This window comes from Tsuneonella sp. HG249 (assembly GCF_053819205.1).
Window position 1 is genome coordinate 1,283,593 of record NZ_JBSOQY010000001.1, and the last position, 24,948, is coordinate 1,308,540.

Consider the following 24,948-nt stretch of genomic DNA (forward strand, 5'->3'; position numbering starts at 1 on the left):
GGCGAGGTCCATGACGACCATGCGAAATCCTACTTGTCTAGGAAAAATCCTACGCGTAGGAAGGAAATATGATTGACGCTTCCGTAACCGGACCACGCCGCCGCCTGCTCGATCTGGCGCAAGCGCAAGGGGTGAGCCTTGCCGGGTTATCGGAGATGATCGGTCGCAATACCAGTTACTTGCAGCAGTTCATCCGCAAGGGCAGCCCGCGCAAGCTGGAAGAGCGCGACCGGCGCATCCTGGCCCAGTTCCTCGGGGTCGGCGAATCGGTGCTGGGCGCGGAAGAGGAATTTTCTGCCGCTCGCCCGCGGGGCGATTGGGTCGATGTGCCACGGCTCCCGCTCGGCGCGGCGGCGGGGCCGGGTGCACTCGGTGCCGATGAGCGGCCGTTCGATTCATTTCGCTTCTCGCGCACCTGGTTGCGCGAACAAGGTCTCGCCGGCGCGCGGCTTTCTGCCATCCGCGTGCAGGGCGATTCGATGGAGCCGCTGCTCCACGACGGCGACGAGATTCTCGTCGACCGCGCCCAGCGTGCGCTGCGCGACGGCGTGCATGTGGTGCGCCTGGGCGATGCGCTGATGGTAAAGCGTCTCGCACCCGCGGGGGCGGGGCGCGCGCTGCTTCTCAGCCAGAACGCAGCCTACCCGGCGGTCGAGGTTCCGTTGGGAGAGTTGGAGATCGTCGGCCGCGTCGTGTGGAAGAGCGGGCGGATCTAGTTGGCGGCTTCGGGCGGCGGAGTGGAAACCCGCGCGCCCGCCTCGTCCAGGTGCGCCAACCGCAGTTTCTCGCGCACGCTGGCTTGCGATGAGGCGATCACATGGTCGACCCCCGCGATGGTGATGGCCAGGGTTCCCTGCTCGGTAATGTCGACGAAGCCCTTCGCCCTGAGATACCAGATGTGGAAATCGAATTCGTCGTCGGTGCAATTGAGCGTCTCTTGCACCAGCCATCCGGCGATGCCCGCGTCGGTCGCCTTTTCGCGCCGCCGCTTGTAGAGGCCGAGCAGGATCCGGGTGTGGATATCGGCATCGTTGAGGGCGGTGCGCTCGTCGATCCGCTGGCCGTTCTCGAAGGGGACCGCAGAAGGAGCCGAGCCGAAAGCCTCCCGGTGCTTGCGGTCGTACTCGGCGCGTTCCTGCGGATCTCGCAGCGCCTTGTAGGCTTCGATCACCCCTGTGAACTTGTCGACGTCTGCCGTGTCCGGGTTATCGGGGTGATAGAGCTTGGCATAATAATGGTACGCCACTTCGAGCGTCCTGGCGGTGCACCCGGGATCGACCCGCAGCAGGGCGTAATAGTCGACTAGATCCCGAACGCCGTCCATTCATGGCCCCCATCTCGATGCCCGTGCCACCATCGGCGGGCAGGCGCTTCCTACCGCCAAGCTATGTCCCCGGCTTGCAATAATTCGCCTTCGTCGTCACCTCGTCGCCATGGACACTTCCACACCCCCGATGCGCGCGGCCATTATTCCGGTGACTCCTTTGCAGCAGAACTGCTCGCTGATCTGGTGTACCAGGACGATGAAGGGTGCGCTGGTTGATCCCGGCGGCGATCTTGATCGGCTTAAGGCCGGCGTCGCCAAGGCCGGCGTGACGCTCGAAAAGCTGCTGGTGACCCACGGGCACCTCGATCACTGCGGGCAGACGGGCATGCTGGCCAAGGAACTGGGGCTCAAGATCGAAGGCCCGCACGAAGCGGACCGCTTCTGGATCAGCCGGCTCGACGAGGACGGGGGCAAGTACGGCATGCACGCCGAGGTGTTCGAGCCGGACCGCTGGCTGGCCGACGGGGACACGGTCTCCGTCGGCGAACTGACGCTCGAGGTGATCCACTGCCCCGGCCATACGCCAGGACACGTGGTGTTTTTCCACCGGCCTAGCCAGTTCGCGATCGTCGGCGACGTCCTGTTCCAGGGCTCGATCGGGCGGACCGACTTCCCGATGGGCAACCATCAGGACCTGATCGACGCGATCACCCAGAAGCTCTGGCCGCTCGGCAACGACGTCACCTTCATCCCCGGCCACGGTCCGACGAGCACGTTCGGCCGAGAACGCCAGACGAACGCCTTCGTCAGCGACTACGCGCTGAGTTGACGGAAGCGTTTAGCGATGGACTCGCGCATCCATATACGCGGGGCGCGCTCCGATGAACGGGATCTGCTCAAATCCCTGATGCGAACCGCCTCGTTGGCTCTCGAGGACTATCGCGGTGCTCTGCTGGAGCACCCCGACGCGATCGAACTGGCTGAGGGGGAAATTGCGGCGGGGCGGGTCCGCGTTGCAGTGTCGGGCGCCGAGGTGGCGGGTTTCATTGTTCTGCTGCTCCGAGACGGGGGCGAGATCGAACTCGATGGACTGTTCGTTGATCCGGCGTGGTGGCGCCGTGGTGTCGGCACGGCGCTGATCGCGCACGCGATCGAATGGGGCCGGGCCCAACAGGCTCGCGCGATCACGGTGGTAGCCAGCCCCACCGCGCGACAATTCTACGCCGAAAACGGGTTTGATCTCAGGGGTGAGGCAGAGACTCGCTTCGGCCCCGCGCTGGCCATGCGCCTGCCGCTGTAAGTAAGTCTGGCTAGAGTTGTCCGAGCGCGATGAGCACTGCCGCGATCGCGAGCGCAAGTTGGGTCAGCATGGTGATCGCCGTACCGATCGAGCGTCCTTTTCCGAGCGCGCCGCCATCCATGCCTAGCCCGTGCGCCACGCGGCCGAGCATGTAGATCGCCGCCACCCACGCGAGCCACGGTTCGCCTTTGCCGGACAGCTCGATCGCTGCGATCAGGATCAGCACGAACGCGGTGTTCTCGACGAAGTTCAATTGCGCGCGCATCCGGGCGGTCAGCGGGCCGCCGGCGTCGTCGCCGATCGATACTTTATGCTTGATGCGCATCTGCCCTACGCGCAGGCTTAGCCAGATATTGATGATCGCCGCGGCCGCCGCCGCGCACAAAGTTACCGGAAGCAACATTCGCCCACTCTCCCCTGCATTTCAGCCGACTGGCTAGCAGGGCTGCGGCGGGTTGCAACTCCCGCGATTTTCGCTATAGCGCGCGCCTTCCCGCCACGGCTGGGTCTCGTTCGCCGCGCTTTCGGCCCCGCTTTGGGTTGTGCGCTATCGAGGCTTGGCCTAGGGCGCTCGCAATATCGTTGATTTAGATACGGAACAGGTGCCGACATGGCTGTCCCAAAAAGAAAGACTTCGCCTTCCCGCCGGGGCATGCGCCGTGCGCACGACGCGCTCAAGGTAGAAGCGTTCGTCGAATGCTCGAACTGCGGTGAGCTCAAGCGGCCGCACAACCTGTGCATGCCCTGCGGGCATTACAACGGCCGCGAAGTCATCGCCGTCGGCCTCTAACGGCCGTTTAGGATCGTAACGCCCATGAGTCTCCCGCGTATCGCCGTTGATGCGATGGGCGGAGACGAAGGCGTGCAGACGATGGTCTCCGGCGCGGCGCTCGCCCGCCGGCGGCACGACAAGTTCAAGTTCCTGCTGGTGGGCGATGAGCCGCGGATCAAGGCCGCGCTCGAAGCGCACCCGAACTTGCGCGGCGCTTCCGAGATCCTTCACTGCGAAGGCGTGGTGACCGGCGAGGAAAGGCCGACCGCCGCGCTGCGCCGCGCGAAGACGACCAGCATGGGCCTCGCCGTCAACGCCGTGAAAGCGGGCGATGCCGGCGCCGCGGTGAGTGCCGGCAACACCGGCGCGCTGATGGCGATGAGCAAGCTGGCCCTGCGCACGATGCCCGGCATCGACCGGCCGGCGCTTGCCGCGCTGCTCCCGAGCCTGGGCGACAACGACGTGATCATGCTCGACCTCGGCGCCAATACCGAGTGCGACGCCCGCAATCTCGTCCAGTTCGCGGTCATGGGCGCGGCCTATTCGCGTATCGTTACCGGCCGCGAGGAACCGCGCGTGCGACTGCTCAACATCGGCACCGAGGAGCTCAAGGGCACCGACGAGTTGCAGGCCGCCGCGCAGCAGCTCAAGGCTGCCAAAGGCCTCGCGCTCAGCTTCGATGGCTACATCGAGGCGGACAAGATCAATCGCGGCACATGCGACGTGGTCGTGACCGACGGTTTCTCGGGTAACATCGCACTCAAGGCGATAGAAGGCACCGCGCGGTTCGTGACCGATCTTCTGCGCAACGCCTTTACCAGTTCGCTGCGCTCGAAGTTCGGCTTCCTCGTCTCGCGCCCGGCGACCGAGCTCCTGCGGCATCACCTCGATCCGAACAACCATAACGGTGCGGTATTCCTCGGTCTCAACGGGGTCGTCGTGAAGAGCCACGGCAGCGCCACAGCGGCCGGCGTCGCCAACGCGGTGGATGTGGCCGCGCGGCTGCTTGAGGACGACCTTACCCAGCGCATCACCGCCGACCTCGCCAAGATCGGCGGGAAGGGCAAGAAGTCGGGCGCGGAAGGCAAGGCGGCGTGATTCGATCGGTCGTCACCGGAAGCGGCTCCGCCCTTCCGAAGCGCGCGGTGCCGAACTCCGAGCTCGCGAAGATGATCGACACCACCGACGAGTGGATCGTCGAGCGTACCGGCATTCGCAACCGGCACATCGCCGGCGAAGACGAGACGACCGCGACGCTGGCGGCCGAGGCTGCACGGCGAGCGCTCGCCGCGGCGGGCGTCGCCCCGGCCGATATCGGCCTCATCGTGCTGGCGACCGCGACCCCCGATCAGACATTTCCCGCCACCGCGACCAAAGTGCAGGACCTGCTCGGTTGCCACGGCGGCATCGCGTTCGACGTCGCCGCGGTATGCTCGGGCTTTTTGTTCGCGCTCGCCACAGCGGACTCGATGCTGCGTACCGGCATGGCCCAACGCGCGCTGGTGATCGGCGCGGAGACTTTCAGCCGCATTCTCGATTGGGAAGACCGCACGACTTGCGTGCTGTTCGGCGACGGCGCAGGTGCGGTCGTGCTCGAGGCGCGCGAAGTCGCCGAGGACGGGCCGGGAATCATCTATACCCAGCTCCATGCGGATGGCGCGCACAACGAACTGCTTTATGTCGACGGCGGTCCCTCGACCACCGGCACCGTCGGCAAGCTGCGGATGAAGGGCAAGGAGGTGTTCCGCCACGCGGTGGTCAACCTCGCCACCGTGCTCGAGACCGTGCTCAGGGAGACGGGTTTCACCGCCGAGGACATAGACTGGGTGGTACCGCATCAGGCCAACGCGCGGATCCTCGACGCAACGGCGCGCAAGCTGGGCTTGCCTTCAGAAAAAGTGGTGGTGACTGTCGACCGCCATGCCAACACCTCCGCCGCCTCGGTACCGCTCGCGTTCGATACCGCCGTTCGGGACGGGCGGATCAAGCCGGGCGACATGGTGATGTTCGAAGCGATGGGCGGCGGCTTCACCTGGGGCGCCAGCCTCGTGAGAATGTAATCCCAATTCTCGATAATCGACAAGTTTCCGCCATAAGCTGTTGCGGGAGCGCGTAGAATTCCATAGCATAGGTTGCTGAAACGGGTTCGCGAGATTGACAGGAGAACTGGCGCCATGATGCGTTCAGTAGGTACCCTCACTCGGGCGGACCTTGCGGACACCATCAACCGCAAGCTGGGATTCAGCCGCGCGGAATCGCTCGACCTGGTCGAGGCGATCCTCCGCCATATGTGCCAGGCCATGTCGCGCGGCGAGAACGTGAAGATCTCCGGGTTCGGGACGTTCGTCCTGCGTGACAAGAAGGAGCGGATCGGCCGCAATCCCAAGACCGGGGTCGAGGTGCCGATCACGCCGCGGCGGGTGATGACCTTCCGCGCCAGCCAGCTGCTCAAGGAGCGGGTGGCCAAGGATTGAGGACCTAGCGATCGTGGCGAGCTTCGACGACGGCAAGGACGAAGGCGCGCTGCGCACCATCGGCGAGGTCGGCGACGCGCTCGGGATCAAGGCGCATGTGCTGCGTTATTGGGAAGGCCAGTTCCCGATGTTGCAGCCGCTGAAGCGCAGCGGTGGCCGGCGCTACTACCGCTCGGAAGACATCGCGCTGGTGCGGGAGATCGATCGACTAGTGAACCGCGAGGGCTATACCCTGCGCGGTGCCAAAGCGGCTCTCAAGGAGTTCGGCCCCGGAGACCGCCCTGTTCGGCAGGAGACGGCGAAGGAGATTAGCGGTGGATCGCCGGGCGAGGGCGGAGCCTCTCCGGCCGTCCCCCAGGAGACGCTCGACAAGCTTCGCGCGATCCGCGCAAGACTGGCGGACGCGCTCCAGGCCTGACCGACCCCGGGACATGACAGTGAGCGACATGGTCATCTGGACTTACGACTGGGTGCCGGAGGGCCCGCGCGGCTTCGTGCGCGACCTGCGATTGCGTTGGGCGTGCCGGGAAGCCGGTTTGCCTTACACGATCCGCACCGTCCCCTTCGAGGGCCGCGAGACCAATCATCTCGACCGCCAGCCTTTTGGTCAAATTCCCTTCCTGACCGATGGCGAACTCGAGATCTTCGAGAGTGGCGCCTGTCTGCTGCACCTCGCACGCCGGAGCGAGAAGCTGATGCCACGGGATCCGGCGGGTGAGGCGGCGACTGCCCAGTGGCTGTTCGCTGCACTCCATTCGGTCGAGATGGTCGCGGTGCCGTGGTGGTTCTTGGGCCTGTCCAGCGACCGCGAGAACCCTCTGGCACCCTGGGTGGATAAGCGACTTGCACAGCTCGAGGCAGTGCTCGCCCAGCGTGAATGGCTCGTCGACGACCGATTCACAGTCGCTGACCTGTTGATGGCGGATGTCCTGCGTCTACCCGACGTCCGGGCACGAGGCGTGCGGCCGGCGAGCGAGGCCTATGTGGCCCGGGTCACGGGTCGGCCGGCCTTCATCGCAGCCCATGCAGAGCAGCTGGCCCAGTTTTCCGAAGCCGGCGCTGGGCGATAAGCTGGCCGTCAGGTCCCGATCAGCGAACCGACGAATTCACGCCCGTCGGTGTGCGCCACGTTGAACAGGATGACGATCTCTTCGCGCGAAGGCCCGGCTAGGACCCCGGCGAAAGTGCCCTTGAACCCGTTCGCCGTGTCATCGATGTTTCCGGAGAAGGCGTTGTTAGCCGCCACGGTGCCGGAGATCGGCAGGACCGCCCGCAGCGTCTGAGTGCCATTCACGTTCTCGAAGATGCGAATGGTGCCGGTGATCTTCTTGTCGCTGGCCGCGACGGTAAAAGTCGACAGTTCCGCAGTGAATACGCCCGGGGGTGTGGTGCCCGGCTTGCCTCCGACGACCTTGGCCGTGCCGGAATAGCTGAGGTCTGTGGTGATCGCAGCGCTGGTCGTCACTTCGTTGAAGAACAGAGTGACCCGCGTGCTGCGCAAGGTCCCCGGCACGCTCTCGCGGGTGAAAGGATCCTGGCGTTCGTACGATACCATCAGCACGTGCTGAAACGGCAGTTCCATGAGCAGCGCATCGGTGCCGTTGCGATAGGAGCGCGACGTGGCGGTCGCCGTCTGCCGGTCGGCGGCAACGAACGTCCGCAGCGCCGCGGTGTCGGGCCAGGTGAAGGTCACGCTCTCGGGCGAGACAGCATAGTTGATGGTGCTCGTTCCGTCGCGCCGCGAGCCGTCGCTCCACACTTCGGCGCCCCCGCTGGTAGGGCGGAAGTAGGCGTAGACGTACGATGCGCCGGTGATCGAATCGCTGAACGGAGCGTCGAACCCAAACGCCACCGGAGTCGGCGTGGGAGTCGGCGTCGGGGAGGGCGAGGGAGTGGGGGTGCCGGTAGGCGTCGGAGTGGGGGCGGGCGTATCCGACTCCCCGCCACCGAAACAGGCGGTAACCAACGCGCAGCAAGCTGCAGCACTCAGCGAAAGAACGATTTTGCGCGGCAAAGTGACCGACCCTCTTGTCCGGCGCTAAGCCGGCGTCCCTGAAATTGTCCAGAGCGCTTAGCGTCTAAGGCGAAGCTTCCGCAAGTGGGCGAGGGTCGTTTCCCGCCGCGCTAGTGGCAGGTTTAACGGCCGTGAGGCGTTCAACCGGCCTTCTGTCCGCTCTTGCCGGGTCATCTCTTCTTCGATGCCGACTGCGATCCGCGGCCATTGTTGCCGCCGCCACGGCCGGTGCCGGTGCTGCCGGCCGCGCCGTCGCCACCTTTGGCCGTCACTGCACCCGCATTTCCGCCTGCACCTTTTTGTGCCATTTCAATCTCCTCGAGTCTGCGAGAGTTGAACCGGGCGCGCGCGCAGGTGTTCCGATTTTGCGGAATGTTACTCCGCCGCCAGCAGCTCGGCTTCACCAAGGTCGACGCTGACGAGGCGACTGATGCCGCGCTCGACCATGGTCACCCCGAACAACCGATGCATCCGGCTCATCGTCACGGCATTGTGGGTGACGATGAGGTAGCGGGTGTCGGTTTCCGCAACCATCGAATCAAGCAGGTCGCAGAAGCGGTCGATATTCGCGTCGTCGAGCGGCGCGTCGACTTCGTCGAGCACGCAGATCGGCGCGGGATTGGTCAGGAAGAGCGCGAAGATAAGCGCGATCGCTGTCAGCGCTTGTTCGCCGCCCGAGAGCAGCGTGAGAGACTGGAGCCGCTTGCCGGGGGGCTGGGCGAAGATCTCGAGGCCGGCCTCAAGCGGATCGTCGCTATCGATGAGCGCCAGATGCGCCTGGCCACCTTCGAACAGGCGAGTGAACAGACGGCGAAAGTGTCCATCGACCTGTTCGAACGCGACGCGCAAGCGCTCGCGCCCCTCGCGGTTCAGGTTGCCGATCGATCCGCGGAGCCGATTGACCGCCTCGGCGAGCTCGGCTTGCTCGGCCGCGCTGGTGCCGTGTTCCGATTCGATCCGCTCGAGCTCGTCGGCGGCGACGAGGTTGACGGGGCCGATCCGCTCGCGGCCGGCGGTGAGCCGCTCCATCTCCTCGCCCTCGAGGCCCGCGTTCCTGACGGTCTCGATTTCGAACTCGAAGCGGCTACCGAGCAGGGGTGGGGGGCACTGGAAGCGCTCACCGGAAATGCGGGCCATTTCTTCGCGGCGCTGTTCCTCGTTCTCCGCACGGGCGGCGAGACCGGCCCGGGCCTCGCGCGCGGCGGCAAGGGCTTCGGTCGCATCGGCGTGAGCGCGATCGGCGGCCTGCGCGGCAGCCTGGGCTTCGGCGACGGCGGCCTCGGCATTGGCAAGTTCCTTGCCGAGCCGCTGGCGAATTTCGTCACCACGTTCGATCTCGCGCATGAGGCCGTCAGGCTTGGCTGCGACAACCGTGCGCTCTTGTTCGATTTCCTCGAATCGCCGCGTCATGTCGCTCAGCCGCCGCGCGGCCTCGCCCGAGCGCGCTTGCCAGCTTGCGATATCGGCTCGCTGCGATGCCGTGCGCTCGCGGGCGACCGCCAGCCCCTGATCGTGAGCGGCAAGCTCGGCGGTGGCTGCCTGAAGTGCGGTGCGCGCGGCCTCGTGCCGTGCCCGCGCGGCATCGAGCGTCGCACGACCGGCGTCGGGCGACGGTAACACCGCGCGCTTCTTCCGGGCCCCGGCGAGTTCCCCCTCCGCAGCCTTGCGCTGCTCTGCAAGATCACCGGCCGCTGACGACAGTTCCTCGAGCCGGGCAGCATGGCGCTCACGCGCCGTCTCGGCCTGGTCGAGCGCGCGCAAGGCGCGGCGTTCGTGCTCGGCGCTTTCCTGCAAAGCACGCTCGTCGGCAATCAGCTCTCGCTGCAACAACGCTAGGTGATCCTGCGCCAGAGTCTGTTGCGCTTCCGCTTCAGCCACCGCATCGCGGCGCGGGGGCAGCAGGACTTCGAGTTCGGCGAGGCGGTTCTCGGCCTCCAGCCGTGCGGCTTCGGCGGCACCTTCGCCGCGGGCGACGAACCCATCCCACCGGCGGAGTTCGCCGGCTTTTGTGACCAGCCATTCGCCCGGGGCCAGATCGCGCCCATCGTCCGTCTCCGCGACGTGAACCAGCGCCAGCCTGGCCGCTAGTTGGGGGGGGGAGTCCGGGACATGGTGAGCGAGGGCATTGGCGACCGGCGCCGGCGGCTTCGAACCGGTCCAGTACCGGCCCTCGCCATCGACCGGAGGCGCACCCAGGGGTGACCATGCATCGCGGCCCAGGACGGCGGCCACGGCCCGCTCGTAGCCCGGCGCGGCGCGCACGTTGTTCAGCGCAATGGGCAGGCCGTGCTTGCCAGCGGCTTGCTTGGCGCGCGCCTGCCGGTCACGATCGAGCGCGGCGAACTCGCGTTCGAGCCCCGCCAGATCCGCGCGCGCGGCCGAAAGTGCGTCGGCCGCATCGTCGCGCAAGGCTTGTAGCGATTCTTTGCGAGCGCGCTTCGCTTCTAATGCGTCGCGTGCATGGGCCAGCGTCTCCGCAGCACCATCGACGGTTCGTTGCGCCTCGGCCACGGAAGCAACCGGGTCGCCTTGGGCAGACAATGCCGCGCGCAACTCGTCCTGCCGGCGACATTCGCCATCGAGCCGCGCAAGCCGCGCCTCGGCTTGGGCCACTTCGGCTTCGGCTACGCGCCATTCGGCCTCGATCCCGGCGTGGTCCGCCGTCGCCCTGGCCAGCGCCAATTCTGCCGCGCGACCCGCCCGGTCGACGTTTTCCAGCTTGGCCTCGAGAGCCGGGCGCCGTGCTTCGTCCGCCTCGAGCGCCGCCGCGTTGGTGGCCAGTTCCTTCTCGAGTCTGGCCAGCGCCTCGGCGGCATCACGCGTCAGGCGGTCGGCATCCCCACGGTCGTCTTCGAGCCGGGCCTTCTGGCGGTCGAGATCAGCGAGCCGTTGTTCCGCCGCTTCGAGCTGGCTCGTGAGCGCGGCCATCCGGTGGCCGTGGGCCGTCGCATCGTCGCGCCGGTCGGCGAGTTCGTCGCGTGCTTCGGTGTGGGCCCTGGCAGCAGCATGCTGGACTTTTTGGGCGGCGGTTTGGGCAGCTTGCGCGTTGGTGACTCGCTCGTCTGCCGCCTTGGCGTCCGCTCGCGCCGCCTCCGCCGCGGCCGCCGCGTCGCGCCAGCGAGCGAACAACAAACGCGCCTCCGCTACGCGTATCTGGTCCGACAGCGCCTTGTAGCGTTCCGCCTGCTTGGCTTGCCGGCGAAGGGTGGCGATCTGGCTGTCGAGTCCCGCCATGAGGTCTTCCAACCGGGCGAGGTTGGCTTCGGTCTGGCGGAGCTTGCCCTCGGCGTCGCGGCGGCGGACGTGCAAGCCCGCGATGCCCGCGGCCTCTTCCAGCATCATCCGCCGTTCGGCCGGCTTGGCGGCGATCACCTGGGCGATTTTACCCTGGCTGACGAGCGCAGGCGAATGCGCGCCGGTTGCGGCATCGGCGAAGGTCAGCGCCACGTCCTTTGCCCGCACATCTCGCCCGTTGATGCGATAGGCGCTGCCGGCGCCGCGTTCGATACGGCGGACTACCTCCAGCTCCTTGCCGTCGTCACCTTCGCCTGAGATCACGACTTCGGCGAAGTCGCGCTGCGGCCGCTGAGCGGTGCCCGCGAAGATGACGTCGTCCATCCCGCCCGAGCGCATCGACTTGGGCGAATTCTCGCCCATCACCCAGCGGATCGCCTCGAGCAGGTTTGACTTGCCGCAGCCGTTGGGGCCGACAACGCCGGTCAGCCCCCGCTCGATGCGGAGCTCAGACGGCTCTACGAAGCTCTTGAACCCGCTGAGCTTGAGCCGCCTGATGAGCATCCGGCGCTTTCCCCCTCGCGCCGGGCTTTACCTGGCGCCGGCGCGCTGGAGGATGGGTTCTAACGTGGCCCAGGTCTGTGTGCCGAGGTTGCTGCCGTTGATGAAGAACGTCGGGGTGCCGGAGACGTTCAGTTCCTTGGACTGGCTGTCGGAGTTGGCCGCGATCTTGGTCGCGGTGTCGGTCTTGGCGAGGCAAGTGCGCGCCTGGTCGCGCGACACGCCGCGCTGGGCGAAGAAATCGTAGAGACCGGCCGCGTTGGCGATGCCGTCGAACCGTGCCGCGCCCTGGGCGGATGCGGCCGCTTCAAGCGCCGCCTGGTTAGCCTGCATTTGGGCGAACATGGCCTCGAGATTTCCCCAGCCCTGCTCGGCGAACGCGTGGAACGCTTCGGGGCCGGCACACCGCGCGAGCACGGCAAAGGTCAGGTCGATCGGGTCGTGGATCTGGTTGCGGATCTCGTAGCTCACCTTGCCGCTGTCGATGTACTTCGTGCGCAGCGGCTCGGCGGCGGCTTCGGCGAACTCGGCGCAGTGGCCGCAGGTGTGGCTGGCGTACTCGACCAGCTTGATCGGTGCGTTCGGGTTGCCCTGGACGACGCCGCCTTCCGGCGTCACTGCGGCAACCTCGGACCAGACCTGGCCCGTGGGCGCGGCGACCGCGGCGACCGGCTTGCCTTCGGCGATTGTGCCGTCGGCAGGAGCTTCTTCCGACTTGCAGCCGGCAAGGGCCAGTGCGGCGACAAGGGCAAACGAGGCAGTGCGAAGCATGATCATCCTTTCGGGTGGTAGACGAGCCTATATCAGCGCGGGAAGACGGTGAAGCGCCGCCGGGCGCTTTCCACAACTACGGGGCCGGGCTCACAAGCGAGCGTCGAGCTGGACCTGCAGCACATTCCACGTGGAGGTGCCGGCCAGCATCGTGCCGTCGATCGCGAAGCTGGGGGTGCTGGTCACGCCCCACTTCTTGCCGTCGGCGGCGGATTGGTCGGTCAGACGCTTGGCGAGGGCCTCGTCCGACAGGCACCGGTCGAGGGCCACGCGCTCGTAGCCGCGCCCGATCATGGTGTCGTAGAACTTGAGGTCCGCTGCAATCGCGCGCCGGCGCTCGGGGCCGGGGCCGTTGTACCAGCGCGACTTTTGTCCGGCCGTCGCGCGCTGGGCGACCGGCAGCCATTTAGGTTGCGACAGGATAAGCGCGGCGTGATTGCGCGGGAACTTGGCGGCGGGACCACAATTGGCGAGCATGGCGGCCGTCAGATCCACCGGATCGCGCACGACATGGCGGACGTCGAGTTGAACCTTGCCCGTGGCGACATAGACGTCGAGCGCGTTCGATCCCTCTTGCGCGAATTCGCCGCAGTGAGTGCAGGTGTAGCTGACGAACTCGGTCAGCTTCACTTTTGCGGCCGGATTGCCGATGCGATGCCCGCCGCCAGCCGTATCTACGGTGGTGAGCCAGTTGGACGCCGCGAGCGCGGTGGTCGCGGCGATTGCGGCAATGCCGGCCAGGGCCAGCTTGGCGAACTTCACTTGGTTTCCTCCTGTCCGCCCAGCGTGCGGGCGAGCGATTCCAGCACTGTGCGCAGCTCCGGATCACCGATGTCGCGCAAGCTGTCGCCCAGCTCGAGCGGGATCGGTTTCAACGAAGGCGGCGCCGCGGGCCGCGCCTCAGCACGTGGCGGCTGAACGTTTCCTTGCCGCAGCTTGACGCGGGCGACCGCCTTGTAGCCGAAGAAGCGGTTCACCCGCTCCATGATCTCCGGAACGACGTGCTGGATCAGCGGCGCATGCGCGGGCAGCACGACGAGTTGGAGGATGCCGTCGGCTTTCTCCCCGGGGGGGAAGCGGATCGCCTCTGGCGTACAGACCTTCGCGTGATGCGCGCCGACGATCTCGGGCCAGCGGGTCACCACGCTCGACTGGACGAAGCCGTAGCGGCGGAAAGCGGTGCGGCCCACTTGCGGAGTGAGTTCCGCGATCGATTTCGCGGGTCCCCCGCGCGGCCGCTCGTAGGCGCGTGCCTTGGCCTTGTTCGGTGGTGGTGGCGCGTCCCGTTCCATCGTCGCGGCGGCCATGCCATAGGCGCGCCATGAGCGCCAGCGAGGAGACCGTCGGAGAGCGCCTGCTCGCGTGGTACGACCGGCACGCCCGCGCGCTACCCTGGCGCAGCCCTCCCGGGAAACCACCGCCGGACCCGTACCGTGTGTGGCTGTCCGAGGTCATGTTGCAGCAGACGACCACCGCGATGGCCGCGCCCTACTACGCGAAGTTCCTCGCGCTATGGCCGACGGTGGAAGCGCTGGCTGCGGCCGACGAGGCCGACGTGATGGCCGCCTGGGCCGGGCTCGGCTACTACTCGCGCGCCCGCAATCTGGTCGCCGCAGCACGAGCGACGGCGGCACGCGGCGGGTTCCCCGATACCGAGGCTGGCTTGCGCGCGTTGCCCGGCGTGGGCGCCTATATCGCGGCGGCCGTCGCCGCGATCGCCTTCGGCCGGCGCGCCGTGGTGGTCGATGCCAACGTCGAACGGGTGGTCGCGCGATTGTTCGCCATAGCCGAGCCGCTTCCGGGTGCGCGCAAGCCCATTCGCGCAGCTACCGACGCTATCACGCCGGCGAGGCGTGCGGGCGACTTCGCGCAAGCGATGATGGACCTCGGCGCAACCGTTTGCACGCCGCGTCAGCCGCGCTGCCTGCTGTGCCCCTTGGCCGCAGATTGCCGCGCCCGCGCCGAGAGTGATCCGGCGTTCTATCCGGTGAAAGCCCCGAAGAGGGCCAAGCCGCAGCGCAAGGGAACGGCACTGTGGATCGAGCGCGAGGGATCGGTCTGGATAGTCCGCCGCCCTCCATCCGGCATGCTCGGCGGCATGCGCGCGCTGCCGGACGACGGCTGGTCGGCACAGGGAAACGGCTCGGGCGCGCCCGCGGGCGACTGGCGAGATGCCGGGTCGATCCGCCATGGCTTCACGCACTTCGACCTCGAGCTCGCTGTCAAGGCCAGCGGAAATGCAGCGCCGACCGAAGAAGGGGAATGGTGGCCGATTGCGCGCCTCGACGAGGCCGGGCTACCGACCGTGTTCGCCAAGGCCGCGGCGAGGGCGTTGGCCTAGATCAGGCCGCCGCCGAGGCTGAGGCGCACAACGGCGACCAGCAGCACGACCAGGCAGAAGTTCCGGCCCGCCTTGCTGGTCGAGGACAGCTGCCCCACGATCACGCCGACAATAATCAGCGGAAGCGCGAGCCAGTTGGCCCAGCCGAGGAAAGGGATCGTCGCGGGGATAACGATCACCAGCGAGATGAGACCGAGGAGGAATGCGATTGCGTTGCCCATGTGTCCTATATGGATAGCACACCATTCGAACGCAAGCCCGATTGACCGCGCGGCCGGCATGCCGCAAATCCCGATTTGCAACTGAAATGGGAGTGGCCGATGGCTTTCAGGGATTTCGAGACGCCTCAGATGTCGCGGCGCTCTCTGTTGCGGTCCAGCGCGTGGCTGGGTGCCGGCGCCGCGCTTGGCGGCTTGCCCTTGCGCGCGGCTTGGGCGCAGGATTCCGCCAGTTGGCCGAGTGTGGCCAAGCTGATCGAGGGCTACACTGGGCCGCGCAAGCTGGCCAACATCGTCGCCGCGCTCGGCTGGGGCCAGCGCGACGCGGAAGTCATTTCGGGTGGCAACCTGGCGATCGGCGTCGACGCGCCCGCCGGAATCGACAGCCTGTACCGCATCTATTCGATGACCAAGCCGGTGACCGGCATGGCGGCGATGATTCTCATCGACGAAGGCAAGCTCGGGCTGGATCAGCCGCTGGCCGAAATCTTGCCCAAGTATGCCAAGGTGCAAGTGCAGAAGACCTACGACGGTTCGCTCACCGACCTCGTGCCCGCCGAGCGGCCGATTACGATCCGGCACTTGCTCACGCACACAGCCGGCCTAGGCTACGGCATTATCCAGAAGGGTCCGATCAAGACCGCTTACGAGGACGCGGGGTTGATCCCGGGACAGGTGACCAAGCTGCCGATCGGCGCGATGTTCGGCCGCGGCACACCCGTTCGCAGCCTCGAGACGTTCGCGGACCGGCTGGCCGATATCCCCCTGGTCGCGCAGCCCGGCACGCGCTGGTCGTATTCGGTCAGCCTCGACCTGCTCGGCAGGGTGATCGAGGTCGCTTCGGGCCAGCCGTTCGACGCCTTCCTCAAGCAGCGCATCTTCGATCCGGCGGGCATGACGAGCACCTTCTTCGAAGTGCCCGATAGTGAGATCGGCCGCCTAACCACGAACTATGGCATTCTCCAGGGGAACCTGGTGCCCATCGATCCGGCCAACCAGTCGGTCTATACCGATCCACCGGCGTTTCCGTTCGGCGGGGCGGGGCTGGTTTCGTCCACTCGTGACTACGACCGCTTCCTCCGCATGTTGCTGGGGTACGGCAAGATCGACGGGAAGCGCGTGATGAGCGAACTGGCCGTTCGGGTCGGCACGTCCAACCTGCTTCCGGAAGGCGTTCAGACCGGGGGCACTTTCGCCGAGGGTTCGGGCTTCGGCGCAGGCGGCCGGGTCGGCCTGGGCGATCAGGCAGGTACCTACGGCTGGGGCGGCGCTGCGGGCACGGTGGCTTTTGTGGACATGAAACGTGGCCTGCGCGCCACCATGATGACTCAGTACATGCCGTCCGACACGTACCCGCTCACCGCGGAGTTCACGAAGGCCGTGCTGGCCGACCTGGCGGCGATGGCGGGCAAAGCGGCGGCGTGATCGCCTTCAGCGGTTCGCCGCTCGATCGCGCCGATCACGTGCGCACCGATCCGGACGCGTTGGCGTCCGCGATGGACTGGCGCGCGCGGCTGTTGCGGCTCGACGGCCTGCTGCCCTCGTACGATCCGGCGAGCGGCACGCTGGCATGGGGTAGTCTTGCCGAGGCGCCGGAGAACGCGGACCTGGTGTTCCTCGGCCTGCTCGATGGCAAAGCCTGCTTCGCCGCCGTGCCCGACCAGGGGGCAGAGGGCCCCGCCTACGCCCAGCCTCAGGTGTGGCAGGCGATGCAGGTCCTCTCGCCGCAGGATCTCGCGCTTTACGGTGGCGCGCGCAGCCTGGTGGACTGGCACGCGCGCCACCGCTTCTGCGCGCGCTGCGGCAGTCCCACCCGCCTGGCGAAAGGCGGGTGGCAGCGCGACTGCGCTTCCTGCAGCGCCCAACACTTCCCGCGCACCGATCCGGTGACGATCATGCTCGTCGAACACGAAGACAAGCTGCTGCTCGGGCGGCAGCCCCGCTTTCCGCCGCGCATCTTCTCGGCGCTCGCCGGGTTCGTCGAGCCGGGCGAGACGATCGAGGAAGCCGTCGCGCGCGAGGTGTTCGAGGAGGCCGGGGTGCGCGTCCGCGATGTCAGCTACATCGCCAGCCAGCCGTGGCCGTTCCCGAGCCAGCTGATGATCGGCTGTCATTCGATCGCCGAAGGAGACGAGATCACCATCGACCGCACCGAGCTCGAAGAAGCCCGCTGGTTCACACGCGCCGAGATGGAGGAAGCTCGCGCCGCCGGACCTGACGGAACAGGCGACCTGATCTTCCCCCGATCGTGGGCGATCGCGCACCATCTCGTGACGTGGTGGCTCGACCGGTGACCGAGCGGGTAACGATCGACATCTGGTCCGATGTAATGTGCCCCTGGTGCGTCATCGGCTACAAGCACCTCGAGACCGCGCTCGAGGAGCTGAAGGGCGAGATTGAAGCCGAAGTTCGCTGGTTGCCGTTCGAGCTCAATCCCGACATGCCGCCCGGGGGCGAGGAGAGCGTCGCGCATATCGCGCGCAAGTACGGCCGCACGCCCCAGCAGGCGGCCGAAGGACGGACTATGATGGCCGAACGGGCTCGCGCGGCCGGATTCCCGTTCGACTACACCGGCGATGGCGACCCGCCGCCATCGATGCTGTGGAACACGTTCGGCGCGCACAAGCTGCTGCGCTGGGCACTCGATGTGGATGGTCCCAATGCGCAGACGCGGCTCAAGCTCGCGCTATTCTCGGCCCATTTTCAGCAGCGCCGCAACGTTGGGCAGCGGGAAGTGCTGCTCGACGTCGCCGAGGAGCAGGGTTTCGACCGGCAAGCTGCGGAAAGGGCGCTCGACGATCCGGCCATTGCCACTGCGGTACGAGCCGAGGAAAGGCTGGCGTGGGAAAACAACGTATCCGGCGTCCCGGCGATGGTGATCGACCGCCAGTTCATCGTGCCGGGTGCGCAGGAACCGGAGACGTACGTCAACGTCCTGCGCAAGGTGGTCGCCCGCCGAGCCTAACCGCCGGTCGTCGGCATGGCATTGATGGTGTCATCGCCTTTCAAGGTATCCGTTTCCTTGTCGGAAGCCCTGACGCGATCGACCTCTTCGCCTTCGAGGTGACCTTCGATTCTCTTCTGCCCGGCGCGGGTGCCGACATCGCGAGCGAGGTTGCCTCCCGACCGGTCATTCTGGGCGGTCGACCCGCCGGCCTCCTCCTGCATCGCATCGATCAGCTCGTTATCGGAATGGGGGGATCGCGCTTGGTCATCTCAACTCTCCTCTGGAGAGCCAACGGGCACGCCGCGATGCGGGTTCCGGCTAGATCAGGCCAAGCTTCGTGAGCCGCCCGGCGAGCCGGCCCGGGATCGCGTCTCCGGCGATTTCGCCTTCCTCGAGGTCGCGGGGCGCCTTCTTCTCGTCAAGGTAGCGCCAGCCCTGGTGCGCGCGCTTGTGCTTGGGCTCGACCAGGATCAGCTTGGGCACCAAGCGGATCGTCCAGTGACCGTCGGGGCGCTGTTCGAACCCGATGATCTCGCTGCGGGCGACGATCGCATGTTCCATGATCCAGTAGAGCGATCCGCCAATCATCTCGGCATGCCGCGTCGGGCGGTAGCGGGTCTGCATGTGCGCCTCGTCGCCCGCCTCGACCCACTCGCGTAGCGTGTCGATGCTCTTGGAGCGGAACGCGATTTTGGTCATGCTCAACGGCATGGATCAGCCCGCCAAGCCGGCCGCCACCGCCAGCCCGAGGAATGCGAAGAAGCCCATCGAATCGGTGATCATCGTGACGAACACGCTCGAAGCGACCGCCGGGTCCTGGTCGAGCCGCTCGAAGATCACCGGCACCGCCACGCCCGCCAGCCCGGCGACCACGATGTTGATCACCATGGCGGCAGCGATCACCATGCCGAGCTGCGGCGTGAACAGCATTGCGACGGCGACACCGATGAGCAACGCGATCGTGGCGCCATTGAGCAGCGCGACCCTCAGCTCGCGCCAGATCATCCGACGGGTGTTCGCGCGGGTCAGCTGGTTCATGGCGATCGCGCGGACCGTCACCGCCATCGTCTGGGTGCCGGCGTTGCCACCGATGCTGGCGACGATCGGCATCAGCACCGCGAGCGCGACGAGTTGCTCGATTGCCGCGCCGAACATGGCGATGATAGTGCTAGCGACGACCGCCGTGCCGAGGTTCGCCACCAGCCAGCGGACACGGGCGGCGTAAGCCTCCCGGATCGGTTCGTTGATGTCGCCGTCGCCCGCGCCGGACAGCAGGAGTACGTCCTCGCTCGCCTCTTCCGAGATGATGTGGACGACGTCGTCGACGGTCATCTGCCCGACCAGCCGGCCGTTCTCGTCCACGACGGCGGCCGAGATCAGGGCGTACTTCTGGAACATGTTGCCGACCTCTTCCTGGTCCATCGTGACCGGGATCAGGGTCTGGTCGCGCTTCATCACGTCGGCGAGGGCGATGTGCCGCGGCGTCCGGACGATCCAGCTCAGCAGGCAGGTACCCACCGGATGATGCGCCGGATCAACCACGAACACTTCCCAGAACTCGGTCGGCAATTCGCCGGGTCCGGCATCGCGGAGGAAGTCGATCAGGTCACCGACGGTGAGGTGCTCCGGGACCGCGACGAATTCGCGGCTCATCAGCCGGCCGGCGGTCTCCTCCGGGTAAGCCAGCGCCCTTTCGATGGCGGCGCGGTCTTCCGGCTCCATCTCCGCGAGCACCGCGGCCTGCTCGGCGGGTTCGAGGTCCTCGATCAGCTGGACCGCGTCGTCGGTGTCGAGCTGTTCGGCGATTTCGGCGACAGCTTCGGGCGCCAGCGCGTCGATCATTACCTCGCGAACGTGGTCGTTGAGTTCGGCGATCACCTCACCGCTAAGGAGGTCGCTGATTGCGGCGGCGAGGCGAGGGCGGTCGTCGGCGTCGAGCAATTCGAACAGATCGGCGACGTCGGCCGGATGCAGCGGTTCTACGAGTTCATAAACGAGCGCCTTATCGTTCCGATCAAGCGCTTCATTGACACTGCGGACGTAGCCCGGCTTGAGGCGATTGTCCTCGTCGTGCCGCTCGTCGTCGACGCGATCGTCAGGTCGCCCGGCCTCTTCGCCGGGGCGCAGATCGTCTTCGATGAACTGCTCGTCCGCCATTGGCCCGGCCTTAGGCGCGCGCGGTTGAAACGCAAGCAGGCGCGCCCTATCGACCCACGACTCGCTTACAGGAGATTACCATGGCCGCCGAAACGCTTACCCTCACTCTCGACACCGGCAACGGGGAGGGCGGCGACGTCGTCATTCGGCTCCGCTCCGATCTGGCGCCAGGGCACGTCGAACGCATCAGCGAACTCGCGCAGGAAGGGTTCTACGACGGCGTGGTGTTTCACCGGGTCATCCCGGGCTTCATGGCCCAGGGCGGCGACCCCACTGGCACCGGCATGAGCGGCAGCAAGAAGCCAGATCTCAAGCAGGAGTTCAACGCCGAGCCGCATGTGCGTGGCACCTGCTCGATGGCTCGTACCAACGACCCGAACAGCGCCAACAGCCAATTCTTCATCTGCTTCGACGATGCCCGCTTCCTCGACCGCCAGTATACTGTGTGGGGTAACGTCGAGAGCGGCATGGAACATGTCGATGCGCTGCCCAAGGGCGAGCCGCCGCGCCAGCCGGGCAAGATCGTCAAGGCCACCGTCGCCTGACTTGAGCGGCGCCGGTTCAATGTCAGGGAACCGCTTCACGCGGCTCCCGAGCGAGCCGCGCATGCGGTACTGGCGACCCGATCCCGAGTTAGCGGGGTTGGTCAGCGGGTATCACCTCTACGCCGTGCGGCCGCCCGAGGAGGAGCGGCAGCGCGACGTCTTCCAGCCGGCGTGGCCAATCCTTCGCATTACCTTCGGCGAGGCAGGCGCATGGCGTGTGCGAGCACCGGGCCAGGATTGGCAAGCGGTGCCACACGTCGCGCTGTTCGGCCCGACCAGCGGTGTCACGTGGTCCGATAGCGGCCGGGGCCTGACGATCGGAATCGGCATTCTCCCGCGGGGCTGGGCCCGTCTGGCGACACAACAGGTGGCGGACTGGACCAACCGCGTCGGCGATCCCGGGCGGGCGCTGCGCGGGAACCTGGCGCACCTTACGCAATCGCTTGCGATCATCGAATCCGACGATGGCATACCCGCTTTGCTCGATCGGTTCTTACGCGATACGCTCGCGTCCGCGCGCCCCGAGGACCCGCGTATCGGGGATATTCGAGACGGCGTTGCTCGATCCCCAAATGCGCACCGTCGGCGCGATGGCCGAGAGGGTGGGCGTGTCCGTCCGCTCGCTGGAAAGGCTGGCGCGTAGCGCGTTCGGGTTTAACCCCAAGCTGCTAATACGCCGGGCGCGGTTTCTCCGCTCGCTCCACGCCGTCGCAAGCGCACAAGCCAACGAGCGCTCGGCGGCGATCGACCCCGCCTACACCGACTACTCGCACTTCGTGCGCGACGCGCAGGAGTTTTTGGGCATGAGCCCGCAAGCGTTCCTCAAGCTCGACAATCCGATGCTCAAGCAGTCCCTTGCCTTGCGTAAGGCGGTGCTCGGCGCGCCGGCCCAGGCGCTCGCGCGCTAAAGGCCGGCGTTGACCAGCCAGTCGTGAAAAAGGCGTACCGGTCGCTGCTCGAGATCGCGAGGGCGGCACACGAACCAATAGGAGTACGGGCTTTCGACATCGACGTCGAATAGCCGGGCGAGCCTCCCGTCGCCGGCGCGCTTGAAGTGATCGTCATGCATGATGGCGATGCCGAGGCCTTGGGCGGCCGCCTCCAGAATGAGCTGGCCGGAATCGTAGTGGTCGATCGCCGCCGGCTCGAACCGCTTGAGCCCCATCGCCTCGCGCCAGGTCACGAAGCTGTCGGGCAGTTCGTTGTGTACCAGAAAGGTCTGTGTCGCGAGCTTCTTCGGGTCGGGCTTGGGACCGATCTGCGCGGCCAGTTCGGGCGAGGCAATCGCATAGACATGATTGTGGTCGAGGCGCACCGCGTGAAGCGAAGAATCCGGCTTGTGATGGAGAATTATCGCCGCATCGAGCGTGTCCCCGACACGGTCCAGTAGATGGGGTCCGGTGTCGATGTCGATGTGCAGGCGGGGGTGCAGCTTGCGTAGCTCGGGCAGACGCGGAAACAGCCGCTGCCCCCCGAAAAGCGGCAGAACCCCGAGGTGCAGTCGCATGAGCCCAAGGGTGTCCGACTGTGATTCGACCGCGGCGGCCAGCGCCTCAATGTGCGGCGCTACCGCGTCGTAGAACGAACGCCCGTCGTCGGTAAGCTGCATCGCCTGGTGCGCGCGGGTAAACAGCTTCTTGCCGACGAACTCTTCTAGCGTCCCTATCCGGCGTGACAGCGCCGATGGGCTTAGACCGAGTTCCGCCGCCGCAGCCCGCGCCGAACCGAGGCGGACGACGCGCAGGAATGCTTCCAGCGCGCGCAGAGGAGGAAGGCGGCGGGTCATGGCGTGTTGATGCTAAGGTGCGGGTGCGTTGTCGAGCGGATTTCTACCGCACTTGCGAAATAACTAGTCTTCGAGCGCTTGTGGTGGATGCAACCGAAGCCGCTTCACGTGGGTCTCGTCGGCGTCGGTCACCTCGATTTTCCAACCGCTCTCGTGGGTTAGGATCGTGCCGACCGCCGGAACCGACTCCGCCAAAACGAATGCGAGCCCCCCGAGCGTATCCACCGCTTCCTCGACTTCTGCCAAGCGAGGATCGATCTGCTCGGCAATATCGTCGAGTTCGGCGCGCGCGTCGCAATCCCACATGCCGTCCGGCAGCGCGACGATCCATTCTTCCGCCTCGTCGTCGTGCTCGTCCTCGATCTCGCCGACGATTTCCTCGACGAGGTCCTCGATAGTGATAAGCCCATCGGTGCCCGAGTACTCGTCGACCACCACGGCCAGGTGGATGCGTTGCTGGCGCATGTCGGCCAGGACGTCGAGCGCATTGCGGGCCTGTGGCACATAGAGCGGCTGGCGCATCAGGCTGGTCCAGTCGGCCGGCGGCTCGGCGCCGGTGGCGATGATCGGGAACACGTCCTTGATGTGCATCATGCCGATTACCGTATCGAGGGTGTCGCGGTAGACGAGCAGCCGCGAATGACCGTGCTCGGCAAAGGCGGCGACCACTTCGTCCCAAGTCGCAGCGGCACTGAGCGCGACGATTTCACCGCGCGGGATTGCGACGTCGTCGGCATCGTGTTCGGAGAAATGGAGCAGGTTGCGCACCATCTGGCGTTCGACGCTCGAGAGGTCGCCGTTGGCGCCGGGCGACTCGCCCTCGGCTTCTTGCGCGGCATCGTGCTCGTCAATCGCTTCCTCGAGCTGTTCGCGCAAGGAGCGTTCGCCGTCATCGGTGTCGAAGAACTTGCGGACCGCGAGCCACAGCCCGCGTTTACTGTCCGATTCTCCCGATTGGGAATCGTTGTCGGGCATGGCCCCTGAAAAAGTCCCCTGTGGTTCAGGCGTTCCCATATGGGTCGGCAACACCCATGCTGGCAAGGGCTCTGATCTCGAGCGTTTCCATTGCCTCGGCCTCACCGGCATCGACATGATCCCGCCCCGACAGATGCAGCAGCCCGTGCACCAGGAGATGCGCGGCATGGTCGTCGACCGGAATCCCCTTCTCCTCGGCTTCGCGCAGGCAGGTTTCGCGCGCCAGCGCGATGTCGCCGAGCATCTCAGGACCGCCATCCTCGGCGAGTGCCAGCAGTTCGGCGCGCGTCATCATCGGGAATGACAGCACGTTTGTCGGGGCGTCCTTGAGCCGCCATTCGCGGTTCAGCGTCCGGACTTCCTCGTCGACGGTAAACAGCACGCTCGCAGTGAGCCGCTGGTTGGCAAGTTCCGGCGCGACCGCTTCGGCCGCTTCGACCGCACGCTCGGCCAGGTCCGCCCAATCGGTCGGCCCGGGCCACCCGTCGATGTCGATATCGAGGTTCATGTCAGGCGGTCGGCCCCTCGTAGGCCTCCACGATCCGCCCGACGATCGGATGGCGGACGACATCGGCAGCGGTGAACCGGCTGACGGCGATGCCTTCCACGCCTTCGAGCTTGTCGACCGCGTCGGCCAAGCCGCTCATGCGATCTCCGCCAGGAATATCGACCTGCCGCGGATCGCCGCAGACCACCATCCGGCTGTTCTGGCCGAAGCGGGTGAGGAACATTTTCATCTGCTCGCGTGTGGTGTTCTGCGCCTCGTCGAGGATGATGAAGCTGTCGGCCAGCGTGCGCCCACGCATGAAAGCGATCGGGGCGACTTCGATCACCCCGCTCGCGAGATGACGCTCGACCTGCTCCGGAGGGAGGCAATCGTAGAGCGCATCGTAGAGCGGGCGGAGGTAGGGATCGACTTTCTCTTTCATGTCGCCGGGCAGGAAGCCGAGCTTCTCGCCGGCCTCGACGGCGGGCCGCGACAGGATCAGGCGCTGAACGCTCCCGGATATGAGCTGGCTCACCGCCTGGGCGACCGCCAGGTAGGTCTTGCCGGTGCCGGCCGGGCCGAGGGCGAAGATGATGTCGTCGCTCGCCAGCTGCTGCATGTAGGGGATCTGGCCCGCGCTGCGCGGGACGATCGTCTTGCGCCGGGTGCGGATCATGATCGGCGGGGCGTCGCCGCCGCCACGGACGATCCCCTCCAGGGTGGGCTCGACCGACATCGCGATCAGCCCCTCGATCGCCCCGCTATCGAGCTCGTGGCCCGCAGCCAGGCGATCGTACATGGCTTTCAGCGTATCCCGTGCGCGAGCAACCGCATCTTCGCTGCCCTCGATCTGCACCCGGTCGCCCCGGGCAGAGATGAACACGCCGAGGCGATTCTCAACTTGAACCAGATTGGCGTCGAACTGGCCGAATAGCGGCCCCAGCAGGCGCTGTTCTTCGAAGTTGATCTCGCTTCGCGCGCGCCGGGGGGCTGCTGCGGAGGGAAACGGGGTGGCGCCATCGGCGCGGGCAGGTTTGCGAGCCATGCGCTCCTTTCTTTCGAGCGAGTCGGAAGATGTGCCTCGCTAAACGCTCGCGCA

The 24,948-nt window shown here is 66.5% G+C and carries 32 protein-coding genes; 16 read left to right on the forward strand and 16 right to left on the reverse strand.

What is annotated here, in order from left to right; translation table 11 throughout:
- Positions 1–68: 68 nt before the first annotated feature.
- On the forward strand, positions 69–716 hold the full coding sequence (locus ACWPM1_RS06435; protein WP_455694010.1) for a S24 family peptidase: 648 nt from the start codon (positions 69–71) through the stop codon (positions 714–716).
- Here ACWPM1_RS06435 and ACWPM1_RS06440 read toward each other — a convergent pair.
- Positions 713–1,324, reverse strand: a complete 612-nt coding sequence (locus ACWPM1_RS06440; protein ID WP_455694011.1) for a J domain-containing protein — start codon at positions 1,322–1,324, stop codon at positions 713–715. The two genes, ACWPM1_RS06435 and ACWPM1_RS06440, sit on opposite strands and share 4 nt — an antisense overlap.
- 130 nt (positions 1,325–1,454) lie before the next feature.
- Here ACWPM1_RS06440 and ACWPM1_RS06445 point away from each other — a divergent pair, with 130 nt between their 5' ends.
- Both ACWPM1_RS06445 and ACWPM1_RS06450 read left to right on the forward strand, forming a co-directional pair.
- Positions 1,455–2,096 (forward strand): MBL fold metallo-hydrolase, encoded by a 642-nt coding sequence (locus ACWPM1_RS06445; protein WP_455695134.1) that lies wholly within the window; start codon positions 1,455–1,457, stop codon positions 2,094–2,096.
- 15 nt (positions 2,097–2,111) lie between these two features.
- Positions 2,112–2,567 carry a GNAT family N-acetyltransferase gene (locus ACWPM1_RS06450; RefSeq protein ID WP_455694012.1) on the forward strand — a complete coding sequence of 152 codons (456 nt, stop codon included), beginning with the start codon at positions 2,112–2,114 and terminating at the stop codon, positions 2,565–2,567.
- Between the two features lie 10 nt (positions 2,568–2,577).
- Here the strand turns inward: ACWPM1_RS06450 and ACWPM1_RS06455 are convergent, their stop codons facing one another.
- A complete protein-coding gene (locus ACWPM1_RS06455; RefSeq protein WP_455694013.1) occupies positions 2,578–2,970 on the reverse strand; it encodes an MAPEG family protein in 393 nt (130 codons plus the stop codon).
- A gap of 207 nt (positions 2,971–3,177) precedes the next feature.
- On the opposite strand from ACWPM1_RS06455, the gene rpmF reads away from it, so the two are divergent.
- From rpmF to ACWPM1_RS06485, 6 genes are all read left to right on the forward strand, one after another.
- Positions 3,178–3,357: a 50S ribosomal protein L32 gene (gene rpmF, locus ACWPM1_RS06460; RefSeq protein WP_455694014.1), complete on the forward strand. Its 180-nt coding sequence runs from the start codon at positions 3,178–3,180 to the stop codon at positions 3,355–3,357.
- Between the two features lie 24 nt (positions 3,358–3,381).
- A complete protein-coding gene (gene plsX / locus ACWPM1_RS06465) occupies positions 3,382–4,437 on the forward strand; it encodes a phosphate acyltransferase PlsX (protein ID WP_455694015.1) in 1,056 nt (351 codons plus the stop codon).
- Positions 4,434–5,399: a beta-ketoacyl-ACP synthase III gene (locus tag ACWPM1_RS06470; protein ID WP_455694016.1), complete on the forward strand. Its 966-nt coding sequence runs from the start codon at positions 4,434–4,436 to the stop codon at positions 5,397–5,399. Before plsX ends, ACWPM1_RS06470 begins: the two co-directional genes overlap by 4 nt.
- Positions 5,400–5,513: 114 nt before the next feature.
- The gene (locus tag ACWPM1_RS06475) at positions 5,514–5,813 is read left to right on the forward strand and encodes an integration host factor subunit alpha (RefSeq protein WP_455694017.1); all 300 of its coding nucleotides are present in this window, start codon (positions 5,514–5,516) and stop codon (positions 5,811–5,813) included.
- Positions 5,814–5,826: 13 nt separating this feature from the next.
- Positions 5,827–6,231 carry a MerR family transcriptional regulator gene (locus ACWPM1_RS06480; protein WP_455694018.1) on the forward strand — a complete coding sequence of 135 codons (405 nt, stop codon included), beginning with the start codon at positions 5,827–5,829 and terminating at the stop codon, positions 6,229–6,231.
- A gap of 13 nt (positions 6,232–6,244) precedes the next feature.
- Positions 6,245–6,883 (forward strand): glutathione S-transferase family protein, encoded by a 639-nt coding sequence (locus ACWPM1_RS06485; RefSeq protein ID WP_455694019.1) that lies wholly within the window; start codon positions 6,245–6,247, stop codon positions 6,881–6,883.
- Positions 6,884–6,891: 8 nt separating this feature from the next.
- On the opposite strand, the gene ACWPM1_RS06490 is transcribed toward ACWPM1_RS06485, so the two are convergent.
- From ACWPM1_RS06490 to ACWPM1_RS06515, 6 genes are all read right to left on the reverse strand, one after another.
- On the reverse strand, positions 6,892–7,665 hold the full coding sequence (locus ACWPM1_RS06490) for a hypothetical protein (RefSeq protein ID WP_455694020.1): 774 nt from the start codon (positions 7,663–7,665) through the stop codon (positions 6,892–6,894).
- 332 nt (positions 7,666–7,997) lie between these two features.
- Positions 7,998–8,135, reverse strand: a complete 138-nt coding sequence (locus tag ACWPM1_RS06495; protein WP_455694021.1) for a hypothetical protein — start codon at positions 8,133–8,135, stop codon at positions 7,998–8,000.
- A gap of 67 nt (positions 8,136–8,202) precedes the next feature.
- Positions 8,203–11,625: a chromosome segregation SMC family protein gene (locus ACWPM1_RS06500; RefSeq protein WP_455694022.1), complete on the reverse strand. Its 3,423-nt coding sequence runs from the start codon at positions 11,623–11,625 to the stop codon at positions 8,203–8,205.
- 27 nt (positions 11,626–11,652) lie between these two features.
- Positions 11,653–12,393, reverse strand: coding sequence for a thioredoxin domain-containing protein (locus tag ACWPM1_RS06505; protein ID WP_455694023.1), 741 nt, complete (start codon positions 12,391–12,393; stop codon positions 11,653–11,655).
- 90 nt (positions 12,394–12,483) lie between these two features.
- Positions 12,484–13,155 (reverse strand): DsbA family protein, encoded by a 672-nt coding sequence (locus ACWPM1_RS06510; RefSeq protein WP_455694024.1) that lies wholly within the window; start codon positions 13,153–13,155, stop codon positions 12,484–12,486.
- On the reverse strand, positions 13,152–13,700 hold the full coding sequence (locus ACWPM1_RS06515; RefSeq protein WP_455694025.1) for a DUF721 domain-containing protein: 549 nt from the start codon (positions 13,698–13,700) through the stop codon (positions 13,152–13,154). The genes ACWPM1_RS06510 and ACWPM1_RS06515 overlap by 4 nt, the downstream gene beginning before the upstream one ends.
- 14 nt (positions 13,701–13,714) lie before the next feature.
- Here ACWPM1_RS06515 and ACWPM1_RS06520 point away from each other — a divergent pair, with 14 nt between their 5' ends.
- A complete protein-coding gene (locus ACWPM1_RS06520) occupies positions 13,715–14,734 on the forward strand; it encodes an A/G-specific adenine glycosylase (protein ID WP_455694026.1) in 1,020 nt (339 codons plus the stop codon).
- Here the strand turns inward: ACWPM1_RS06520 and ACWPM1_RS06525 are convergent.
- Positions 14,731–14,955, reverse strand: a complete 225-nt coding sequence (locus ACWPM1_RS06525) for a hypothetical protein (protein ID WP_455694027.1) — start codon at positions 14,953–14,955, stop codon at positions 14,731–14,733. The genes ACWPM1_RS06520 and ACWPM1_RS06525 overlap by 4 nt on opposite strands.
- A 99-nt stretch (positions 14,956–15,054) precedes the next feature.
- On the opposite strand from ACWPM1_RS06525, the gene ACWPM1_RS06530 reads away from it, so the two are divergent.
- From ACWPM1_RS06530 to ACWPM1_RS06540, 3 genes are read left to right on the forward strand one after another with little or no spacing between them, the layout of a single operon-like run.
- On the forward strand, positions 15,055–16,377 hold the full coding sequence (locus tag ACWPM1_RS06530) for a serine hydrolase domain-containing protein (RefSeq protein WP_455694028.1): 1,323 nt from the start codon (positions 15,055–15,057) through the stop codon (positions 16,375–16,377).
- On the forward strand, positions 16,374–17,246 hold the full coding sequence (gene nudC, locus ACWPM1_RS06535; protein WP_455694029.1) for an NAD(+) diphosphatase: 873 nt from the start codon (positions 16,374–16,376) through the stop codon (positions 17,244–17,246). Before ACWPM1_RS06530 ends, nudC begins: the two co-directional genes overlap by 4 nt.
- Positions 17,243–17,917: a DsbA family oxidoreductase gene (locus ACWPM1_RS06540; RefSeq protein ID WP_455694030.1), complete on the forward strand. Its 675-nt coding sequence runs from the start codon at positions 17,243–17,245 to the stop codon at positions 17,915–17,917. The genes nudC and ACWPM1_RS06540 overlap by 4 nt, the downstream gene beginning before the upstream one ends.
- Here the strand turns inward: ACWPM1_RS06540 and ACWPM1_RS06545 are convergent.
- The 3 genes from ACWPM1_RS06545 to mgtE all read right to left on the reverse strand — a co-directional run bounded on the left by ACWPM1_RS06545 (position 17,914) and on the right by mgtE (position 20,056).
- Positions 17,914–18,120 (reverse strand): hypothetical protein, encoded by a 207-nt coding sequence (locus ACWPM1_RS06545; protein ID WP_455694031.1) that lies wholly within the window; start codon positions 18,118–18,120, stop codon positions 17,914–17,916. The two genes, ACWPM1_RS06540 and ACWPM1_RS06545, sit on opposite strands and share 4 nt — an antisense overlap.
- A gap of 97 nt (positions 18,121–18,217) precedes the next feature.
- A complete protein-coding gene (locus ACWPM1_RS06550; RefSeq protein ID WP_455694032.1) occupies positions 18,218–18,610 on the reverse strand; it encodes a DUF1489 family protein in 393 nt (130 codons plus the stop codon).
- A gap of 3 nt (positions 18,611–18,613) precedes the next feature.
- Complete coding sequence (mgtE, locus tag ACWPM1_RS06555) at positions 18,614–20,056, reverse strand: magnesium transporter (RefSeq protein ID WP_455694033.1); 1,443 nt, start codon at positions 20,054–20,056, stop codon at positions 18,614–18,616.
- An 80-nt stretch (positions 20,057–20,136) separates the two neighbouring features.
- Between mgtE and ACWPM1_RS06560 the strand changes: the two genes are divergently transcribed.
- The 3 genes from ACWPM1_RS06560 to ACWPM1_RS06570 are packed head-to-tail and all read left to right on the forward strand — an operon-like array spanning position 20,137 to position 21,509.
- Positions 20,137–20,601 (forward strand): peptidylprolyl isomerase, encoded by a 465-nt coding sequence (locus tag ACWPM1_RS06560; protein WP_455694034.1) that lies wholly within the window; start codon positions 20,137–20,139, stop codon positions 20,599–20,601.
- Between the two features lie 19 nt (positions 20,602–20,620).
- Positions 20,621–21,244 (forward strand): hypothetical protein, encoded by a 624-nt coding sequence (locus ACWPM1_RS06565; RefSeq protein ID WP_455694035.1) that lies wholly within the window; start codon positions 20,621–20,623, stop codon positions 21,242–21,244.
- Positions 21,210–21,509, forward strand: coding sequence for a helix-turn-helix domain-containing protein (locus ACWPM1_RS06570; RefSeq protein WP_455694036.1), 300 nt, complete (start codon positions 21,210–21,212; stop codon positions 21,507–21,509). Before ACWPM1_RS06565 ends, ACWPM1_RS06570 begins: the two co-directional genes overlap by 35 nt.
- On the opposite strand, the gene ACWPM1_RS06575 is transcribed toward ACWPM1_RS06570, so the two are convergent.
- The 4 genes from ACWPM1_RS06575 to ACWPM1_RS06590 form a co-directional block, all read right to left on the reverse strand.
- Positions 21,506–22,387: a LysR substrate-binding domain-containing protein gene (locus ACWPM1_RS06575; RefSeq protein ID WP_455694037.1), complete on the reverse strand. Its 882-nt coding sequence runs from the start codon at positions 22,385–22,387 to the stop codon at positions 21,506–21,508. The two genes, ACWPM1_RS06570 and ACWPM1_RS06575, sit on opposite strands and share 4 nt — an antisense overlap.
- A gap of 63 nt (positions 22,388–22,450) precedes the next feature.
- Positions 22,451–23,362, reverse strand: coding sequence for a hemolysin family protein (locus ACWPM1_RS06580; protein WP_455694038.1), 912 nt, complete (start codon positions 23,360–23,362; stop codon positions 22,451–22,453).
- 25 nt (positions 23,363–23,387) lie between these two features.
- A complete protein-coding gene (gene ybeY, locus ACWPM1_RS06585) occupies positions 23,388–23,870 on the reverse strand; it encodes an rRNA maturation RNase YbeY (RefSeq protein ID WP_455694039.1) in 483 nt (160 codons plus the stop codon).
- A gap of 1 nt (position 23,871) precedes the next feature.
- On the reverse strand, positions 23,872–24,894 hold the full coding sequence (locus ACWPM1_RS06590; RefSeq protein ID WP_455694040.1) for a PhoH family protein: 1,023 nt from the start codon (positions 24,892–24,894) through the stop codon (positions 23,872–23,874).
- Positions 24,895–24,948: the final 54 nt, after the last annotated feature.

Coding starts and splice junctions, on each gene's coding strand:
- ACWPM1_RS06435 (WP_455694010.1), top strand. CDS start 69: ATGATTGACGCTTCCGTAACCGGACCACGCCGCCGCCTGCTCGATCTG.
- ACWPM1_RS06440 (WP_455694011.1), bottom strand. CDS start 1,324: ATGGACGGCGTTCGGGATCTAGTCGACTATTACGCCCTGCTGCGGGTC.
- ACWPM1_RS06445 (WP_455695134.1), top strand. CDS start 1,455: ATGCGCGCGGCCATTATTCCGGTGACTCCTTTGCAGCAGAACTGCTCG.
- ACWPM1_RS06450 (WP_455694012.1), top strand. CDS start 2,112: ATGGACTCGCGCATCCATATACGCGGGGCGCGCTCCGATGAACGGGAT.
- ACWPM1_RS06455 (WP_455694013.1), bottom strand. CDS start 2,970: ATGTTGCTTCCGGTAACTTTGTGCGCGGCGGCGGCCGCGGCGATCATC.
- rpmF (WP_455694014.1), top strand. CDS start 3,178: ATGGCTGTCCCAAAAAGAAAGACTTCGCCTTCCCGCCGGGGCATGCGC.
- plsX (WP_455694015.1), top strand. CDS start 3,382: ATGAGTCTCCCGCGTATCGCCGTTGATGCGATGGGCGGAGACGAAGGC.
- ACWPM1_RS06475 (WP_455694017.1), top strand. CDS start 5,514: ATGATGCGTTCAGTAGGTACCCTCACTCGGGCGGACCTTGCGGACACC.
- ACWPM1_RS06485 (WP_455694019.1), top strand. CDS start 6,245: ATGACAGTGAGCGACATGGTCATCTGGACTTACGACTGGGTGCCGGAG.
- ACWPM1_RS06495 (WP_455694021.1), bottom strand. CDS start 8,135: ATGGCACAAAAAGGTGCAGGCGGAAATGCGGGTGCAGTGACGGCCAAA.
- ACWPM1_RS06500 (WP_455694022.1), bottom strand. CDS start 11,625: ATGCTCATCAGGCGGCTCAAGCTCAGCGGGTTCAAGAGCTTCGTAGAG.
- ACWPM1_RS06505 (WP_455694023.1), bottom strand. CDS start 12,393: ATGCTTCGCACTGCCTCGTTTGCCCTTGTCGCCGCACTGGCCCTTGCC.
- ACWPM1_RS06515 (WP_455694025.1), bottom strand. CDS start 13,700: ATGGCCGCCGCGACGATGGAACGGGACGCGCCACCACCACCGAACAAG.
- ACWPM1_RS06520 (WP_455694026.1), top strand. CDS start 13,715: ATGAGCGCCAGCGAGGAGACCGTCGGAGAGCGCCTGCTCGCGTGGTAC.
- ACWPM1_RS06525 (WP_455694027.1), bottom strand. CDS start 14,955: ATGGGCAACGCAATCGCATTCCTCCTCGGTCTCATCTCGCTGGTGATC.
- ACWPM1_RS06530 (WP_455694028.1), top strand. CDS start 15,055: ATGGCTTTCAGGGATTTCGAGACGCCTCAGATGTCGCGGCGCTCTCTG.
- ACWPM1_RS06545 (WP_455694031.1), bottom strand. CDS start 18,120: ATGCAGGAGGAGGCCGGCGGGTCGACCGCCCAGAATGACCGGTCGGGA.
- ACWPM1_RS06550 (WP_455694032.1), bottom strand. CDS start 18,610: ATGCCGTTGAGCATGACCAAAATCGCGTTCCGCTCCAAGAGCATCGAC.
- mgtE (WP_455694033.1), bottom strand. CDS start 20,056: ATGGCGGACGAGCAGTTCATCGAAGACGATCTGCGCCCCGGCGAAGAG.
- ACWPM1_RS06560 (WP_455694034.1), top strand. CDS start 20,137: ATGGCCGCCGAAACGCTTACCCTCACTCTCGACACCGGCAACGGGGAG.
- ACWPM1_RS06565 (WP_455694035.1), top strand. CDS start 20,621: ATGTCAGGGAACCGCTTCACGCGGCTCCCGAGCGAGCCGCGCATGCGG.
- ACWPM1_RS06575 (WP_455694037.1), bottom strand. CDS start 22,387: ATGACCCGCCGCCTTCCTCCTCTGCGCGCGCTGGAAGCATTCCTGCGC.
- ACWPM1_RS06580 (WP_455694038.1), bottom strand. CDS start 23,362: ATGCCCGACAACGATTCCCAATCGGGAGAATCGGACAGTAAACGCGGG.
- ybeY (WP_455694039.1), bottom strand. CDS start 23,870: ATGAACCTCGATATCGACATCGACGGGTGGCCCGGGCCGACCGATTGG.
- ACWPM1_RS06590 (WP_455694040.1), bottom strand. CDS start 24,894: ATGGCTCGCAAACCTGCCCGCGCCGATGGCGCCACCCCGTTTCCCTCC.